The organism is Alkalihalobacillus phoenicis (assembly GCF_047302405.1).
GTDB lineage: Bacteria > Bacillota > Bacilli > Bacillales > Bacillaceae_D > Alkalihalobacillus.
Genome location: NZ_CP154853.1, coordinates 4,067,109 through 4,083,914, shown reverse-complemented (window position 1 = coordinate 4,083,914; position 16,806 = coordinate 4,067,109). Strand labels below are relative to the sequence as shown.

Genomic DNA, 16,806 nt, shown 5'->3' with positions numbered 1-16,806 from the left:
ACGAAAGACCACTGAAAAAATTTCATTACGATACGTGGATCCAGATGAAGTTTTGTTACCAATAAAAAACACTAAAACGGAGCCAGTGGAAGACTCGCAGAATGCTTAGGGTATGGAGGTGGTGGAGTAAGCCAAACCATCCAACCCAATTCTAAATAACAGGACTTTTCAGTACCTCTTTTTGTACTGCAGGTCTCACCTTTGCCTTTGATCAGTCTAAGCATAGTTCTTCCGCTAAGGTTGTACATTATTCGCATTTTTGTTGAACATTTTAGCTTTTTCCAACTCCTTTATTCATAAAAGGTTAAGGTAACAAAAGCTCTTGAAACAACTGTATCGATTTTTGAGGGACGATATCAAGGAAAGCTAAAATAAAGGGTAAGTCGTTTCCATCAAAGGTTGAGAGTAAATCACTCCACCATTCCGTTTCATATCGACAGATCATACTTAAATTATAAAGAAGTAAATAATGAGAAGCGATTTCGGGGAATGGAAGATACTTGTCCTTTTCTGTAAAAAGAAAATAATTCTTGTTTAAGTTTTTTAGAAATGGTGTTCGGCTTTTCTTTTTTATAACATTAGAAGGAATTTTTAAAAATTCTTTTGTTTCTGTCATGTTTATATGACGTATATTTCCGAAGGAATCTTTTATATTATTTTCAAGAAATTGAGTAAAACGATTTGCTGTCATATGGTAGGAGTCTAGTATATCAATTGGAATCAAAATATGAGCTTTGTCTTTTTTTAAAGGAAATGCTTCTTTTTTTTCGCTAAGTGTTTCAAAAAGGGGATGAAGATCGGCAATTTGTATTAAAAGATCTTTCATCAAAAGTTTCTCTCCTTCAACATGTTTCATGTGAAACAATTGAAAAAGAAAGTGGCTAAACAAGCCATTTCGTTGAATTTTGACTTCATCATCTAAAAAGCGGTAAGTTGTTTTCTTTCTTTTTCGTGTTGTGACTCCATGGGCTAATACTTGGCTATTCGCTGGGTATTGATCATCTTTTGTTAAAATAACGGCTTTCATCAATTGAATAAAACCGTAAAATAAGAGAAGGGGTTTTATTTCTAAAGGTGCAGCTTGAGCTTGTTGGTAGTATAAACAACCATGCTTTAAATGTGAAATAAAGGAATAGCAAGTAGAATAGCTTCTTTTATCAGGATAAGCAATGCCTGCCTTTTGATAATGTTTGGTTAAAATCTCACGTGAATATTCGGTAGAGAGATAGGGTAAAAAAGGATGAGTAGCTTCCATATTCATGACAAAACCTCTTTTGTTAGTAAATTCAGAAAAGTTATATTAATTTTCTGATCTTGACAGTAGTTTACCCAGTTGATAAGCTACTAATAATATTTTACGTAAAAACCTGTAGGGGAAGGGGAATTTAATCATGTGGGAGACTAAATTTGAAAAAGAAGGTTTAACTTTTGATGATGTATTGCTAACACCAGCGAAGTCGGAAATTTTACCTCGAGATGTTTCTGTTAAAACAAAACTATCAGATAATTTGCAATTAAATATTCCAATTATTAGTGCGGGTATGGACACTGTAACAGAGGCAAAAATGGCGATTGCAATCGCACGAGAAGGTGGACTTGGAATCATCCACAAAAATATGTCGATTGAAGAGCAAGCGGAACATGTTGATCGCGTAAAACGTTCAGAAAGTGGAGTTATTACAAATCCATTTTATCTTACTCCAGATCGCCAAGTTTTTGATGCAGAGCATTTAATGGGCAAATATCGTATTTCCGGTGTGCCTATTGTAGATGAAAATCAAAAGCTGGTAGGCATCCTGACGAATCGTGATTTACGTTTTATTGAAGATTATTCGATTCGAATTGATGAAGTAATGACGAAGGCAAATTTAGTGACTGCTCCTGTAGGAACGACTCTTCAAGAAGCGGAAAAAATTCTACAACAGTATAAAATTGAAAAACTTCCACTTGTTGATGATGATGGAATTTTAAAAGGACTTATTACGATTAAAGACATTGAAAAAGTTATCGAATTCCCTAACTCGGCTAAGGATGCTCAAGGACGACTTGTTGTGGGTGCAGCTATAGGCGTTAGTGCAGATGCTGATACACGGATTGCGGCATTAGTAGAAGCTGGCGTGGATGCCATTGTCATCGATACGGCTCACGGTCATTCTAAAGGGGTTTTAGATAAAGTACGAGCTGTACGTACCCAGTATCCTGATTTAACGATTATCGCTGGTAATGTGGCTACAGCGGAAGCGACAAAGGATTTAATTGAAGCAGGGGCAAGTGTTGTGAAAGTAGGAATTGGACCTGGTTCTATCTGTACGACACGTATTGTGGCTGGAATTGGAGTTCCACAAGTAACAGCTGTCTATGAGTGTGCAACGGAAGCACGAAAACATGGGATTCCAATTATCGCCGATGGTGGGATTAAATACTCTGGAGATATTTCAAAAGCACTAGCGGCTGGTGGGCATGCTGTTATGTTAGGAAGTCTTTTAGCGGGTGTTTCTGAAAGTCCTGGTGAAAGAGAAATCTACCAAGGACGTCAGTTTAAAGTATATCGTGGAATGGGGTCTCTTGGAGCAATGGAAAAGGGAAGTAAGGATCGTTATTTCCAAGAAGATGCTCAAAAGTTAGTTCCAGAAGGTATAGAAGGGCGTATTCCTTATAAAGGGCCATTAAGTGATACGATTCATCAGTTAATTGGTGGTTTAAGAGCAGGTATGGGTTATTGTGGAACTGCGACATTAAATGAACTACGTGACAATAGTCAATTCATTCGTATCACAGGGGCTGGTTTACGTGAAAGCCATCCACATGATGTTCAAATTACTAAAGAAGCACCAAACTATTCTTTATAATAGAAAAAATGGACTATAAAAAGTTATTAAATTGTAAAATAGATAGGGTGATCTCTATCTATTTTTTTATGCTTGGATATGGTAAGATTAAGTTTATGTGAAACGTTTGTGGAGGTGTAGTTGTGAACAAAAATGCAACAAGAAGATGGTTTACAGCATTAATGGCTGTAATCCTAGTCGTAACGATGTTTGGACAAGCAAAACCTGCGGAGGCTGCAGTAGATTTAGAGGCAGAGACCGCCATTTTAGTAGATGCGAAAACTGGAAAAATCCTATTCCAGAAAGATATAGATAAGGTTTTACCAATTGCTAGTATGACAAAAATGATGAGTGAATATCTCATTTTAGAAGCACTCGATGAAGGGAAAATTACAAAAGATCAAGAGGTACCAATTTCTGATCATGTACGTGCCCTTTCCTTACATGTTAATTTATCTAATGTTCCATTACGTCAGGATTATCATTATACGGTTGAACACTTGTATGAATCGGTTGCTATTTATTCAGCTAATGCTTCAACGATTGCTCTGGCTGAACTTATCGCTGGTTCAGAAACAGCTTTTGTTCAAATGATGAATGATAAGGCGGAAGAACTTGGTTTAGAAGATTATGAGTTTGTCAATTCATCAGGATTAAATAATCGAGACCTTGCAGGAAATCATCCAGAAGGAACGGATGCTGAGGCTGAGAATATGATGTCTGCTCGTGCAACTGCGCAGCTTGCTTATGCCTTAATTCGAGATTATCCAGAAGTATTAGAGACGGCGAGTATTCCTGTAAAAGAATTCGATGCAGGACCGGATGAATCAGTAACGATGCAAAATTGGAACTGGATGCTCCCATCAATTGTCCCACAGCATGATTATGAAGGTATTGATGGATTAAAAACAGGTTTTACGACTGCTGCAGGGAACTCCTTTACAGGGACGGCTAAACGAGGAGATATGCGTTTGATTTCAGTTGTCATGAGAACTGAAACGCGCGATGATCGTTTTAATGAAACGGCAAAATTATTAGATTATGGTTTTAATAATTTTAGTTATACAGAAGTAGTGCCAGCAGGCTTTATTCCTGAAGGGGAAGAGCTTGTACCTGTTGTATCAGGGAAAGAGAAGGAAGTAAAAGTATCAAGCACAGAAGCGTTAGAAATAGTTGTTCGTAATGGTGAGGAAGAATTGTACGAGCCTGTATTAAGTTTAAACGCTGAATATTTAAATGAAGATAACAAACTTGTTGCTCCATTTGAAGCGGGTGAAAAGGTAGGAGTGTTAACACTAAACTATGCAGGTGAGAATGAGGAAGACTATTTATTTGCAGATGAGAGTGTTTCTGTTCCAGTAACAACTGATGAAGCTGTTGAAAAGGCAGGATGGTTCTCAATGATGATGAGAAGTATCGGTGGATTTTTCTCAGGAATTTGGAACTCTGCTGTTGATATGGTCCAAGGTTGGTTAAGTTAAGCTTACTTACTGCAGTCAATTAAGATGACTTGAAGCGAACGGTGCAGTATTATATTGAAGGTAATTGGTTAGACTAGTTAATATTAAAGGGACAAATTAATTATTAACATGAATTGACATTTGTTCTGGTCTGCATTACTATCTTAATATGGTTTTAAAAAAATGATTTCATATATATGAAAAAACGTTGATAGGAAATAGTACAAGGATTATTTTGTTCAGAGAGTCGGTGGATGCTGTGAACCGATCAAAATGTCTTTGGAATCCATCCTGGAGTAAGCTGGTGGAAAGTGGAGTTTTAACTAAAACCAGTTCGGTTTATCCGTTATCATTACTTAAGCTGGCATTTTGATTAATTCTAAATGCAATCTGGGTGGCAACGCGGGTGTAAGCTCGTCCCTTCTTCTTTTATTAGAAGAAGGTTTTTTTTCGTTTATAAGGAAAGGTTTTTCATTTTTAAATTGTGCCTTTCACAAAATAAGAACCCATTAAAAGGAGGATATAAGAGATGTTAGATATTAAAAGATTGAGAAATGATTTTATTGTGATAAAAGAAAAGTTACAGACAAGAGGAGAAGATATTTCTGGACTTGATCAATTTGAAGAATTAGATGAAAAGCGCCGTGCTTTAATTGTAGAAGTTGAACAGTTAAAAAGTCGTCGTAATGAAGTATCAGAAGAGGTCGCAAAATTAAAGCGTGCCAAAGAAGACGCTGATCATTTAATAAAAGAAATGCGTGAAGTATCTGAGCGAGTAAAAGGATTAGATGAAGAATTACGTGCAGTTGAAGGACAACTGGAGCACTTATTACTAACGATTCCTAATGTTCCACATGACAGTGTTCCTACCGGTGAAACTGAAGAGGATAATGTCGAAATTCGGAAGTGGAAGGACGTTCCGCAATTTTCATTTGAAGCAAAAGCTCATTGGGATATTGCAACCGATTTGAAGTTAGCCGATTTTGAACGTGCCGCTAAAGTAACAGGCAGCCGTTTTACCTTTTATAAAGGAGTGGGTGCAAGGCTAGAGCGTGCATTAATTAACTTCATGATGGACTTACATCAAGATGAGCATGGATATGAGGAACTATTACCGCCATATTTGGTCAATCGTACAAGTATGACAGGAACAGGTCAATTGCCAAAGTTTGAAGAGGATGCTTTCAAAATTAGAGAAGAGGACTATTTCTTAATTCCAACTGCTGAGGTTCCTGTAACGAATATGCACCGTGATGAGATTTTAAATGTGAACGAGTTGCCGATGGGATATACGGCTTATAGTGCTTGTTTCCGCTCTGAAGCAGGTTCTGCTGGACGTGATACTCGTGGATTAATTCGACAACACCAGTTTAACAAAGTAGAGCTTGTTCGTTTTGTTAAACCAGAAGAATCTTATGAGCAGTTAGAATTATTAACCTCTCATGCTGAGAAGGTTTTACAGCTACTAGGTTTACCATATCGTGTTTTAAGCATGTGCAGTGCTGACTTAGGTTTTACGGCAGCAAAAAAATATGATATTGAAGTATGGTTACCAAGCTACGGAGAGTACAAGGAAATTTCATCTTGTAGTAATTTTGAAGATTTCCAAGCAAGACGGGCAAATATTAAATTCCGACGTGAAGCAAAAGGTAAGCCTGAGTTTGTTCACACGTTAAATGGTTCAGGTTTAGCAGTTGGTCGTACAGTTGCTGCGATTTTGGAGAATTATCAGCAGGAAGATGGTTCGGTTGTTATTCCAGAAGTATTAAGACCGTATATGGGGCAAAAAGAAGTCATAACAAAATAAATGTTAGGATGAAGACGAGTAAGGGGCCCCTTGCTCGTTTTTGTTTAGAACACTCAGTTTAGAAGGAATTTTGTCGAATTTATTTTTCGGGAAATAAAAATGGCCTTATTAAGATTGAACTTAACAAGGCCATTTGAAATATTATACGTACTTAGGTTCTCTAGTTCCAGCTTCAATCTCTTCCATATAATGACAGGCTGATTGATGACCTTCTTTCATGAAGTCTGTTGTCCGTAACTCAGGTGTGTCTGTTTTACATTTTTCGGTTGCAAATGGACAACGAGTATGAAAACGGCAGCCTGTAGGTGGATTAATCGGTGAAGGAACATCACCTTGTAAAATAATTCGTTCCTTTTTCTTTTCAGGGTCTGTTGAAGGAATCGCTGATAATAAAGCTTTTGTATATGGATGCTGCGGGTTTGTAAATAGAGACTTTTTGTCCGCAATTTCAACAATTCGACCAAGGTACATAACGATAACTCGATCCGAGATGTGACGAACAACACCAAGGTCATGTGAAATAAACAAATAAGTTAATTGAAACTCACGCTGCAATCTTTTTAATAAGTTAATGACTTGAGCTTGAATTGATACATCAAGAGCCGAGACCGCTTCATCACAAATGATTAGCTTTGGATCAACTGTCAAGGCACGGGCAATTCCGACACGTTGACGTTGGCCACCACTAAATTCATGAGGGAAACGGTCAATTTGGTGAGCACCAAGCCCAACTGTTTCCATTAACTCACGAATTCGTTCCCCACGTTCATCTTTAGGTAATACTTTTTGAATGATCATTGCTTCTTCTAACACCTGTCTGACGGTTTGACGTGGGTTAATGGAAGCGTAAGGATCTTGGAAAATGATTTGTAAGTCTTTTCTTTTTTTACGCATTTCGCTTTTATTTAATGAAAGTAAATCTTCCCCATCAAACTCCACTTTTCCAGCAGTAGGTTCGTCTAAACGAAGAATGGCTCGTCCTGTTGTTGACTTACCACAACCAGATTCCCCTACAATAGAAACCGTTTCGCCTTCATAGATGGTAAAGGAAATATCATCAACTGCTTTTACATGGTTAACAGTACGACCAAGAAGGCCGCCTTTAATTGGGAAATACTGTTTTAAATTTTCGACTTTAAGTAGTTCTTTTTTCATAGACGTTTACCTCCGGGTCGCCATCCCACTCTTCTGAGTAAATCCAACAGCGAATTTGATTTCCATTTTCGTCTTCTTCAAGTTGCGGAAGCTCTTTACAAATATCACTTGCATAAGCACAACGTGGAGCAAATCGACAACCGGTTGGCATTTCAGCGGGACTTGGTACAGAACCAGGAATGATTTCTAACTCGCCTTCTACATCTTCATCATGTCGTGGTAAGGAATTAAGAAGCCCTACTGTATAAGGATGTCTCGGGTTGTTAAATAAGTCTTTTACAGAAGCATATTCAACGACTTTTCCGCAATACATAACTGCTACATAATCACATGTTTCGGCTACAACACCTAGGTCATGGGTGATCATAATAATCGACATTCCTAGACGGTCTTGTAAATCTTTCATTAATTCAAGAATCTGAGCTTGAATTGTTACATCTAAAGCTGTTGTCGGTTCGTCCGCAATTAACAGCTTCGGGTTACAGGCTAGGGCCATTGCAATCATGACACGTTGACGCATTCCTCCAGATAATTCAAAAGGATATTGGTGGACACGCTTTTCAGGAGACGGAATTCCGACAAGTTTCAACATATCAATTGATTTTTTTATTGCTTCCTTTTTACCAAGCTTTTCGTGAATTTGAAAAGCTTCGCCAATTTGTTGACCAACTGTATAAACTGGGTTTAAAGATGTCATTGGTTCTTGGAAAATCATTGAGATGTCATTTCCACGAATTTTTCTCATTTGAGCTTCTGATTTTTTTAATATATTTTCACCGTTAAAGAGAACTTCTCCACCAACTACTTTTCCGGGATTTTGAATTAAACGTAAAATTGATAATGATGTAATACTTTTACCAGAACCAGATTCACCAACGATCCCAATCGTTTTCCCTTTTGGAACTTTAAAAGAAACACCATCAACCGCTTTTACTTCTAGTTCACTCGTAAAGAATGATGTTTGCAGGTTTCGAACATCAAGTATTGTTTCATTTGTGCTCATTGAATTTCACTCCCTTTCAACAAAAAAATCAATCTAAATCAATACGTTTATTTAAGACACGATAGGCAATATCTACAAGTAAGTTTACGAGTACAAAGAGTAAGGAAACGACAAGAACAGTTCCTTGAACGATCGGGAAATCCCTTGCTAATATGGCATCAATCATTAAACGTCCCATACCATTAATCGCAAAAACTTGCTCCGTAATAACAGTACCACCTAGTAGGGAACCAAAAGATAAACCAACAACGGTCACAACAGGAATTAAAGCGTTCTTTAAAGCATGTCGATAAATAACGATTTGTTCTTTTACCCCTTTAGCACGGGCTGTTCGAATATAATCTTGTCCAATAACTTCTAGCATACTTGAACGTGTCATCCTTGCGATAACCGCAGCACCAGATGTCCCAAGAGTAATAACTGGTAAGACCATTTGTCTAAATTCACCCCAACCAGAGGCTGAGAACATCCCAAAATCTACGGCAAAGTATTTAATTAACATAAGGCCAAGCCAGAAGTTTGGCATCGATAATCCTAAAAGGGCAACTAGCATAATCCCCGAATCGATATACGTATTATGTCTAGTTGCTGAAATAACTCCAGCAATTAATCCTAAAAAGACACTTAAAATCGTACTATATAAAGCTAACTCCACTGTGGTCCAAAAACGTAGCATAATTTCACTCGTAACATCACGACCACTCCGAATAGAGCTTCCTAGATCTCCTTGAACCGCGTTACTAACAAAGTTCCAATATTGAACAGGAACGGGATCATTTAAGCCTAAGCGCTCACGCATTTGTTCAATTTGTTGTTGTGAAGCACTTTCACCAGCGATAATTTGAGCTGGGTCACCTGGAATAAGGAACATTAAACCAAAAACTACAATAGATACCCCAATGAGGACAGGGATCGTTTGAATGAGTCGACGTATGATAAATTTAATCAAAATAGCTCCTCCTTTCTATGCTTTCATTTTTGGATCAAGTGCATCCCTTAATCCATCACCGAAGATATTAAAGGCAAGAACGACGATAACAATCATCATACCTGGGAAAAAAGCAACATGACCTGCTTGATATAAATAACTTCTTCCATCACTTAACATAGCTCCCCATTCAGGAGAAGGTGGCTGTGCTCCTAAACCAATAAACGATAAACCGCTTGCAGTTAAAATCGCGGTTGCGATACTTAATGTTGTTTGAACAATTAAAGGTGACGTAACATTTGGCAATATATGTTTAAAGATAATTCTGAAATCAGATGCTCCCAGAGCTTTGACCGCATCAATATATTCTAACTTTCTCACTGATAGTGTCGAACCACGAACTATACGGGCAAAAACAGGAATAGAGAAAATGGCCACGGCAATAATGACATTTTCAATACTTGGACCTAATACAGAAACAATCGCTAAAGCTAAAAGAATACCAGGGAAGGCAAGTAAAACATCCATAATACGCATAATAATCGCATCGGTTCTTTTGCCATAATAACCAGATATAATCCCAACAACTGTTCCAATAATCGCACTAACAAATACGGATACAAACCCAATTGATAAAGTAATTTTCATACCATGAATAATGCGGCTAAAAATATCACGACCATGATGATCTGTCCCGAACCAGTGATCGGCCGATGGTGGAGCTAGTTTCATCGAATAATTCACTTGGCTAGGTGAATAGGGAGCGATATATGGTCCGATGATTGCGACAATTATGAAGAATAAAATCAAAATTCCACCAAACATCGCGGCTTTATTTTTACGCAATTTTTTAAAGAAGGTTTTCCAGCTCTCTAATCTCGCATTTACAGGAGGTGGACTAGAAGTTGAAGGTGTATTCACTTCTTGACTCATAGATTGTTCATCCTTTCTTGTAAAAATTATAATTTTTCAACAATATTCTGTGAAAATAGATACCGAATGATTATATCACGATAAATAATATTAAAAAAATAAAAAAATTTTAAGAAAATAATAAATATACTAATAAATTTAGACTATTAAGTTAATTAGGTAGATTCTTGGGAGTCCTTTATTTATTAGTAAAAATAAGTAAAAACGTGGTTTTTTCTAAGGATAGTTGTATGAATTTTTTTGTATTTACTTGTCTTTTAGGATTTAATAAGTTATATTGATATTGTTAATTTCACAAAAAAATCTAACAATTGTAGGAGGAATACACAAATGAAAGTGTCAAAAAATTCATTTTTCTTGACGCTATTAGTAATGTTTTTGAGCATTGTCTTAGTAGCGTGTGGAGCAGGAAATGATACAAATGAGCCCGATGATTCTGCAACAGGCGAAGAAGGAACTGCGGGTGGAACTTTAATTATTAATCAAAATTCAGATGCGGTTTCATTAGACCCTCATGGTTCTAACGATACGCCTTCAAGTAATGTTGCCTATAATATTTATGAAGCTTTAGTTGTACAAGATCAAGATTTAAACTTAACACCTGGACTAGCTACAGAGTGGACTCAAGATGAAGAAGACCCAACTCGTTGGGAGTTTCAACTTCGTGAAGGAGTAACATTCCACGATGGTTCAGAGTTTAATGCTGAAGTAGTTAAAGCGAACATTGAACGTATTCTAGATGGAGATGTTGCCTCTCCACGTTCATTCTTATATGACATGATTACGGAAATTAATGTTATTGATGATTATACAATTGAGTTTATTACTGAATATCCATATGCTCCATTAGCAGCGAACTTAGCTCATAATGGTGGTGGTATGATTTCTAAAGAATTAATTGATGCAGATTATGCAGCTATGGAAGAAGGAAGAGATCCAGGTGCTGTTATTAATGAAGGTCCGATTGGAACAGGTTATTTCAAATTTGAAAACTGGAATCCAGGACAAGAAATTAATTTAACTCGTAATGAAGATTATTGGGGTGAAAAAGCGAAGTTAGATGGCGTTACATTCCGAGTGGTATCTGAGCCAGGTACACGTCTTGCGAACTTACAAACAGGTGATGCTCATATCTCTCACCCAATCATTCCATCTGATGTTGCTCAAGTAGAAGCAATTGATAATCTTGAAATTACACGAACACCATCTGTTTCATTATCTTATTTTGGTTTTAATGTAGAAAAAGAACCTTTTGATGATGTAAAAGTTCGTCAAGCGGTTTCAATGGCTATTAACAAAGACGATATTATTAATGGTGTGTATGATGGTGCTGGTATTCCAGCGATTGGACCTCTTGCTCCAGCTGTATTCGGATACAGTGAAAATGCAGAGCCAATTCCTTACGATGTAGAACGTGCGAAAGAATTATTAGCTGAAGCAGGTTATGAAGATGGTTTCTCAACAACCCTTTGGACAAATGACAGCCCAGAGCGTACAAACGCAGCAGTTGCTGTACAAGCTCAATTAGCTGAAATTGGGATTACAGTTAATATTGAAGTTCTTGAGTGGGGTGCGTACTTAGAGCAAACATCTAATGGTGAGCATGAGATGTTTATCCTTGGTTGGTCGACTGTAACGGGTGACGGAGACTACGGAATGTATGCGTTATTCCATTCTTCTCAACACGGTACTCCAGGTAACCGTACATTTATTGACAATGCTGAGTTAGATGATTTATTAGATCAAGCTCGTCGTAGTTCTGATGAACAAGAGCGTTTAGAATTATATGAGCAAGCTCAAGAAATCTTAATTGAAGAAGCACCAATGCTATATATCCATCACCAAGAGTTCTTATTAGGATATAGAAATGAAGTTCAAGGTCTTGTTCAAACACCAACTGATATTCTACTATTAAATGAAGTAACGATTCAGTAGTAAAGAATAAAGCTCACAGGAATTGGGTTATCTGTGAACTTCAAGCTTGTCGACAACGATAAACAGTCGACAAGCTCTTTTACATTGTGAGAGCTGTGAAATGATTTCTGTGAAAGTAAGGTGTTAATTAAATAGGAAAGGCTACTATCATAATAAGTTTTATGAAAGCATCCGTTTTAATTTGATAGCTCTTTATTTATTATTTTTTAAAATTGGCTTGATATTTTATTTTAGTCATGTTAAGATATTTCTTGTCAGTAATTGATACGGAGGAATACCCAAGTCCGGCTGAAGGGATCGGTCTTGAAAACCGACAGGCGGGTTAAACCGCGCGGGGGTTCGAATCCCTCTTCCTCCGCCATATTTTAATGATACAACACTGCCATCTCGGTAGTGTTTTTTGTTTTATTTACAATTAGCAAGCAAAATAGAGTAATCTGTCTTTCTCTTATTAATGGAAGATTCACTTTATAACAAAGATTTGATAGAGTATATAATAGAAGTTAAAGGGTAGTTAAGGTGGAGAGTGTATGTTATCTTCTGAAGATAATAAATGGATGAAACTTGCTTTAGAGGAAGCGGATAAAGCGGAAAAATTAGGTGAAGTACCGATAGGGGCGATCATCGTCAAAGGTGAAGAGGTTATTGCGACCGCTTATAATCGCAGAGAAATTGATTCGCAAGCGACCGCACATGCAGAATTACTTGCGATTCAAAAAGCTTGTCAGAATCTAGAGGCATGGAGACTTTCTGGTTGCACGCTATATGTCACTTTAGAGCCTTGTCCAATGTGTGCTGGGGCCATTATTCAATCGAGAATTGATCGGGTTGTTTTTGGTGCTTACGATCCGAAAGCAGGGTGTGCAGGATCGTTAATGGATTTATTACAAGAGCGGCGATTTAACCACCAAACAGAAGTCGATAGTGGGTGTTTAGCTGATGAGTGCGGGGGGAAGCTATCCAACTTCTTTAGAGCGTTGAGGCAAAAGAAAAAGGATTTAAAACAAAAGTAATCATTTTGTTTGTTAATGGATGATTTGTGATGCCCCTTGCATTTTTGGGTCAAACCATCTATACTTAATTATGCGTCGGATTGACGCAATGAATATTGTTATTCAATTTGCCGTGCTAGGCGGGGAGGTAGCGGTGCCCTGAACTCGCAATCCGCTGTAGCGAGGTTGAATCCCTTTTTGAGGTTTTATCATCGTTTGGTCTGACCTAAGTAAGTGGTGTTGACGCTTGGGTTCTGCGCAATGGAAACCCATGAACCCTGTCAGGTCCGGAAGGAAGCAGCAGTAAGTGGACCCTTCCGTGTGCCGCAGAGTCGCCTGGGCTGAGCTAACTGCTTAGGTAACGCTTAGGATGATATTATCGAGGAAAGGTGCACGGTATCAAATTTTATATAAAGAAAAAGAACACAGTTTTCTGCTGTGTTCTTTTTCTTATTCATAAGAAGAGGGCGTCGCAGTTTGGATGAGGAATAATATTTCTCTTCCTCGCTTGTGAGCGAACGGTCTCCGCTTTTCATGATCCAGCTATGGTTGGCAGGAACTCGGGAAAAATCCGCCCGTCTTTAGAAGTCAAAAAGCGACTTCTGCAGCCGTTCTAGATTTTTCGTCGTTCCTAACCGCCAACCTCCGCTTTTCATGATTTAGCTGCGACCGTTACAAGCTCGGGAAAAATCGGCCTGTCTATTAAAGTCAAAGAGCGACTTTTATAGCCATTCCTGTATTTTTCCTCGCTTGTGAGCGAACGGTCTCCGCTTTTCTTTTTGAATTGTGGTTGTGGGGAGGATATAATATTTATATAGAAGATTAGTGTAAGGGAGGAGGGTGTTAGGTGAGTTATCAGGCTTTATATCGGGTGTGGCGTCCACAGCTTCTTAAAGACGTGGTCGGTCAACAACATATTACGAAAACACTACAAAATGCTCTCGTACAAAATAAATTTTCGCATGCGTACTTATTTTCAGGTCCGCGAGGGACAGGGAAAACAAGTGCGGCTAAGATTATTGCAAAAGCGATCAATTGTGAACAAGCTCCAGTAGCAGAGCCTTGTAATGAGTGTAAGGCTTGTAAGGGAATAACGAGTGGGGCAATTGTTGATGTTATTGAGATTGATGCAGCATCCAACAATGGTGTCGATGAGATTAGAGATATACGAGATAAGGTGAAGTTCGCTCCAAATGAAGTTCGTTACAAAGTTTATATTATTGATGAGGTACATATGCTTTCCACTGGGGCTTTTAATGCTTTGTTAAAAACACTAGAAGAACCGCCTGCCCATGTTATCTTTATTTTAGCGACGACAGAACCACATAAAATTCCTTTGACGATCATATCTAGATGTCAGCGTTTTGACTTTAAAAGAATTTCAAATGAAGCGATGGTCGGTCGGATGAATGAAATTTTGACCCATGACGAAATTGAGGCAGAAGAAGAAGCGCTTATGATGATATCTCGAGCTGCAGAGGGTGGAATGAGGGATGCACTTAGTTTGCTCGATCAAGCGATCTCTTTTGCGGAAGAAAAGTTAGTTTTATCTGATGTCCTCACAATAACAGGGGCGGTTTCAGAACAAACCCTTTCAAGTTTAGTAGTGACGATTCAAGAAAAAGAAACAGCAAAAGCACTAGAGTTACTTGATCGGCTTATTCAGGACGGCAAGGATCCGCATCGTCTCTTAGAGGATTTAGTTTATTATTTTCGTGATATTCTTTTATTTAAAACAGCACCAAACGCAGAACATCTATTAGAACGTGCTAAAGTAGATGATAGGCTACGAACATTAAGTGAGCAATTTCAGCTCACTTGGTTATATGAAGCGATTGAATTGTTAAATACGAGTCAACAGGAAATGAAGTGGTCGATCCACCCAAAAATCTTTCTTGAAATGGCCCTCGTGAAGTTAATGAATCAACAAACAAAACAGCTGATGGAAAAAGAGGTAAATCAACCAATTTCTCCTCAAGTGGAAGAAAAAATAACTCAACTTGAAAATGCATTAAGAAAAATGCAAAATGGAGGTGGGGTAACACCATCTCAACAAGAAAAGTCAGAAGGTAGACAAAAAAGAGTGAGGAAACAGGCACCGCAAGCTAGGATCTCATTATCGAAGGCAACGGAAATGCTAAAGACAGCGAATAAGGTGAAGTTACAAGAAGTGACAAGTAGTTGGGGGAATATTATGGAGCGTGTTAAAGCTCAAAATATCCCTGCAAGTGCTTGGTTAAGTGACGGGCAACCAGTTGCTGCATCAGACTCAATGGTACTCTTGTCATTCCAAAATGAAATGCACCGTGATATGATGGATACAAAGTTTCGTGAATTTCTAGAGGTGGTCTTAAGTGAGCAGCTAGGAAAGCCTTTTGGTTATGTGACGCTGTTAAATAGCCATTGGGAAAAAGTGAAACAAGATTTTGTAAAAGGTCAAACAACTTCAAGTGAACAACCACAAGCAGACCCACTTATCGATGAAGCAATCAAAATGTTTGGCGATGAAATTGTTGAAGTGGTTGATTAATGAATATTTAAGGAGATGGATACGATGAAGAACATGGGAAATATGATGAAGCAAATGCAAAAAATGCAGAAGCAAATGTTAAAAGCTCAGGAAGAATTAAAAGAAAAGACGGTTGAAGCTACAGCTGGCGGTGGGATGGTAACCGTTATTGCGAGTGGAGATAAAAGAATCGTTGATGTGAAAATTGCTGAGGATGTAGTGGACCCGGAAGATGTTGAAATGTTACAAGATTTAATTTTAGCGGCTACAAATGAAGCATTAAAGCAAGTAGATGAATTAGTAGAACAAGATATGGGTAAATTCACAAAAGGGATGAATATTCCAGGAATGTTCTAGGAGGTTAGGCTTTGCAATATCCTGAACCGATAGCTAAACTAATTGAGGGTTTTATGAAATTGCCGGGTATCGGCCCAAAAACAGCTAGTCGTTTAGCTTTTTTTGTATTAGATATGAAGGAAGATGATGTTCTTGATTTTGCTAAATCATTAGTAAATGCGAAAAGGAATTTAACGTATTGTAGCGAATGTCATCATATTACGGATATTGATCCTTGTCGCATATGCGAAGATAAGGCACGCGATCGTTCAATAATTTGTGTGCTTCAAGAGTCGAAGGATGTTATTGCGATGGAGAAGATGAAGGAATATCATGGACTTTATCATGTGCTTCATGGAGCGATTTCACCGATGGATGGGATTGGTCCTGAAGACATTAAAGTACCTGAGTTGCTGAAAAGACTTCAAAGTGATGAAGTTCAAGAAATTATTATTGCAACAAATCCAACGATTGAAGGAGAAGCAACTGCTATGTACATTTCTAGGTTAGTTAAACCAACTGGAATTAAAGTAACGAGAATTGCTCACGGACTCCCAGTTGGAGGCGATTTGGAATATGCAGATGAAGTCACTCTTTCTAAAGCGATGGAAGGTAGAAGAGAATTATAAGGTGGTCGATTAGCCGTGTTTTTTCGAAAAAGAGGGAAGCTTCGTCGGGAAGAGGATGAACGTCTACTTCAAGCTATCGATCGAATGAAAATGAAGTATGATAATCATCGTCATTATTTGGAGCATAGTTTTGATCCATCTGATGATTCGATTAAACAAATGAAATTAGTAGAATCACTTTATTCATTTCTTATCCGAGAAGCAAGAATTCGTCAAGTAAGAAAGAACAAGCTTTAGGCTTGTTCTTTTTTTTCTTTTATTTCATATATATATCCATAAGACGAGCTCTTG

Annotated in this window: 14 protein-coding genes, 1 tRNA gene, 1 other RNA gene and 1 other annotated feature; of the genes, 11 read left to right on the top strand and 5 right to left on the bottom strand. The window is 37.9% G+C overall.

Translation table 11 applies throughout. The annotated features are described in order from the left end of the window. Positions 1–304: 304 nt before the first annotated feature. A complete protein-coding gene (locus AA0017_RS19260) occupies positions 305–1,261 on the bottom strand; it encodes a YaaC family protein (protein WP_413377075.1) in 957 nt (318 codons plus the stop codon). A gap of 130 nt (positions 1,262–1,391) precedes the next feature. Between AA0017_RS19260 and guaB the strand changes: the two genes are divergently transcribed. The 3 genes from guaB to serS all read left to right on the top strand — a co-directional run bounded on the left by guaB (position 1,392) and on the right by serS (position 6,095). Then, positions 1,392–2,849 carry an IMP dehydrogenase gene (gene guaB, locus AA0017_RS19255; protein WP_413377073.1) on the top strand — a complete coding sequence of 486 codons (1,458 nt, stop codon included), beginning with the start codon at positions 1,392–1,394 and terminating at the stop codon, positions 2,847–2,849. Between the two features lie 161 nt (positions 2,850–3,010). After that, positions 3,011–4,309 carry a D-alanyl-D-alanine carboxypeptidase family protein gene (locus tag AA0017_RS19250; RefSeq protein ID WP_413382723.1) on the top strand — a complete coding sequence of 433 codons (1,299 nt, stop codon included), beginning with the start codon at positions 3,011–3,013 and terminating at the stop codon, positions 4,307–4,309. Positions 4,310–4,487: 178 nt separating this feature from the next. Continuing rightward, positions 4,488–4,713 (top strand) — a binding site (T-box leader). A 104-nt stretch (positions 4,714–4,817) separates the two neighbouring features. Then, positions 4,818–6,095, top strand: a complete 1,278-nt coding sequence (gene serS / locus AA0017_RS19245; protein WP_413377071.1) for a serine--tRNA ligase — start codon at positions 4,818–4,820, stop codon at positions 6,093–6,095. Between the two features lie 141 nt (positions 6,096–6,236). Here serS and AA0017_RS19240 read toward each other — a convergent pair whose 3' ends face one another. The 4 genes from AA0017_RS19240 to nikC are packed head-to-tail and all read right to left on the bottom strand — an operon-like array spanning position 6,237 to position 10,114. After that, a complete protein-coding gene (locus AA0017_RS19240) occupies positions 6,237–7,250 on the bottom strand; it encodes an ABC transporter ATP-binding protein (RefSeq protein WP_413377069.1) in 1,014 nt (337 codons plus the stop codon). Next, the gene (locus tag AA0017_RS19235) at positions 7,231–8,253 is read right to left on the bottom strand and encodes an ABC transporter ATP-binding protein (protein ID WP_413377067.1); all 1,023 of its coding nucleotides are present in this window, start codon (positions 8,251–8,253) and stop codon (positions 7,231–7,233) included. Before AA0017_RS19235 ends, AA0017_RS19240 begins: the two co-directional genes overlap by 20 nt. Positions 8,254–8,281: 28 nt before the next feature. Continuing rightward, on the bottom strand, positions 8,282–9,202 hold the full coding sequence (locus AA0017_RS19230; RefSeq protein WP_413377065.1) for an ABC transporter permease: 921 nt from the start codon (positions 9,200–9,202) through the stop codon (positions 8,282–8,284). A gap of 15 nt (positions 9,203–9,217) precedes the next feature. Further along, entirely contained in the window at positions 9,218–10,114 is an 897-nt protein-coding gene (gene nikC, locus AA0017_RS19225) for a nickel transporter permease (protein WP_413377063.1), read from the bottom strand. A 330-nt stretch (positions 10,115–10,444) separates the two neighbouring features. On the opposite strand from nikC, the gene AA0017_RS19220 reads away from it, so the two are divergent. The 8 genes from AA0017_RS19220 to AA0017_RS19185 all read left to right on the top strand — a co-directional run bounded on the left by AA0017_RS19220 (position 10,445) and on the right by AA0017_RS19185 (position 16,752). Then, positions 10,445–12,049: a glutathione ABC transporter substrate-binding protein gene (locus tag AA0017_RS19220; RefSeq protein WP_413377061.1), complete on the top strand. Its 1,605-nt coding sequence runs from the start codon at positions 10,445–10,447 to the stop codon at positions 12,047–12,049. A gap of 268 nt (positions 12,050–12,317) precedes the next feature. Continuing rightward, positions 12,318–12,410, top strand: a tRNA-Ser gene (locus AA0017_RS19215). A 169-nt stretch (positions 12,411–12,579) separates the two neighbouring features. After that, complete coding sequence (tadA, locus tag AA0017_RS19210) at positions 12,580–13,062, top strand: tRNA adenosine(34) deaminase TadA (RefSeq protein WP_413377059.1); 483 nt, start codon at positions 12,580–12,582, stop codon at positions 13,060–13,062. 110 nt (positions 13,063–13,172) lie between these two features. Beyond that, positions 13,173–13,438: signal recognition particle sRNA large type (gene ffs / locus AA0017_RS19205), an RNA gene on the top strand. A 450-nt stretch (positions 13,439–13,888) separates the two neighbouring features. Then, positions 13,889–15,571 (top strand): DNA polymerase III subunit gamma/tau, encoded by a 1,683-nt coding sequence (gene dnaX, locus AA0017_RS19200; RefSeq protein WP_413377057.1) that lies wholly within the window; start codon positions 13,889–13,891, stop codon positions 15,569–15,571. 24 nt (positions 15,572–15,595) lie between these two features. Beyond that, a complete protein-coding gene (locus tag AA0017_RS19195) occupies positions 15,596–15,907 on the top strand; it encodes a YbaB/EbfC family nucleoid-associated protein (protein ID WP_413377055.1) in 312 nt (103 codons plus the stop codon). Between the two features lie 11 nt (positions 15,908–15,918). Beyond that, positions 15,919–16,515, top strand: a complete 597-nt coding sequence (gene recR / locus AA0017_RS19190) for a recombination mediator RecR (RefSeq protein WP_003324331.1) — start codon at positions 15,919–15,921, stop codon at positions 16,513–16,515. A 15-nt stretch (positions 16,516–16,530) separates the two neighbouring features. After that, on the top strand, positions 16,531–16,752 hold the full coding sequence (locus tag AA0017_RS19185) for a YaaL family protein (protein WP_413377052.1): 222 nt from the start codon (positions 16,531–16,533) through the stop codon (positions 16,750–16,752). Positions 16,753–16,806: the final 54 nt, after the last annotated feature.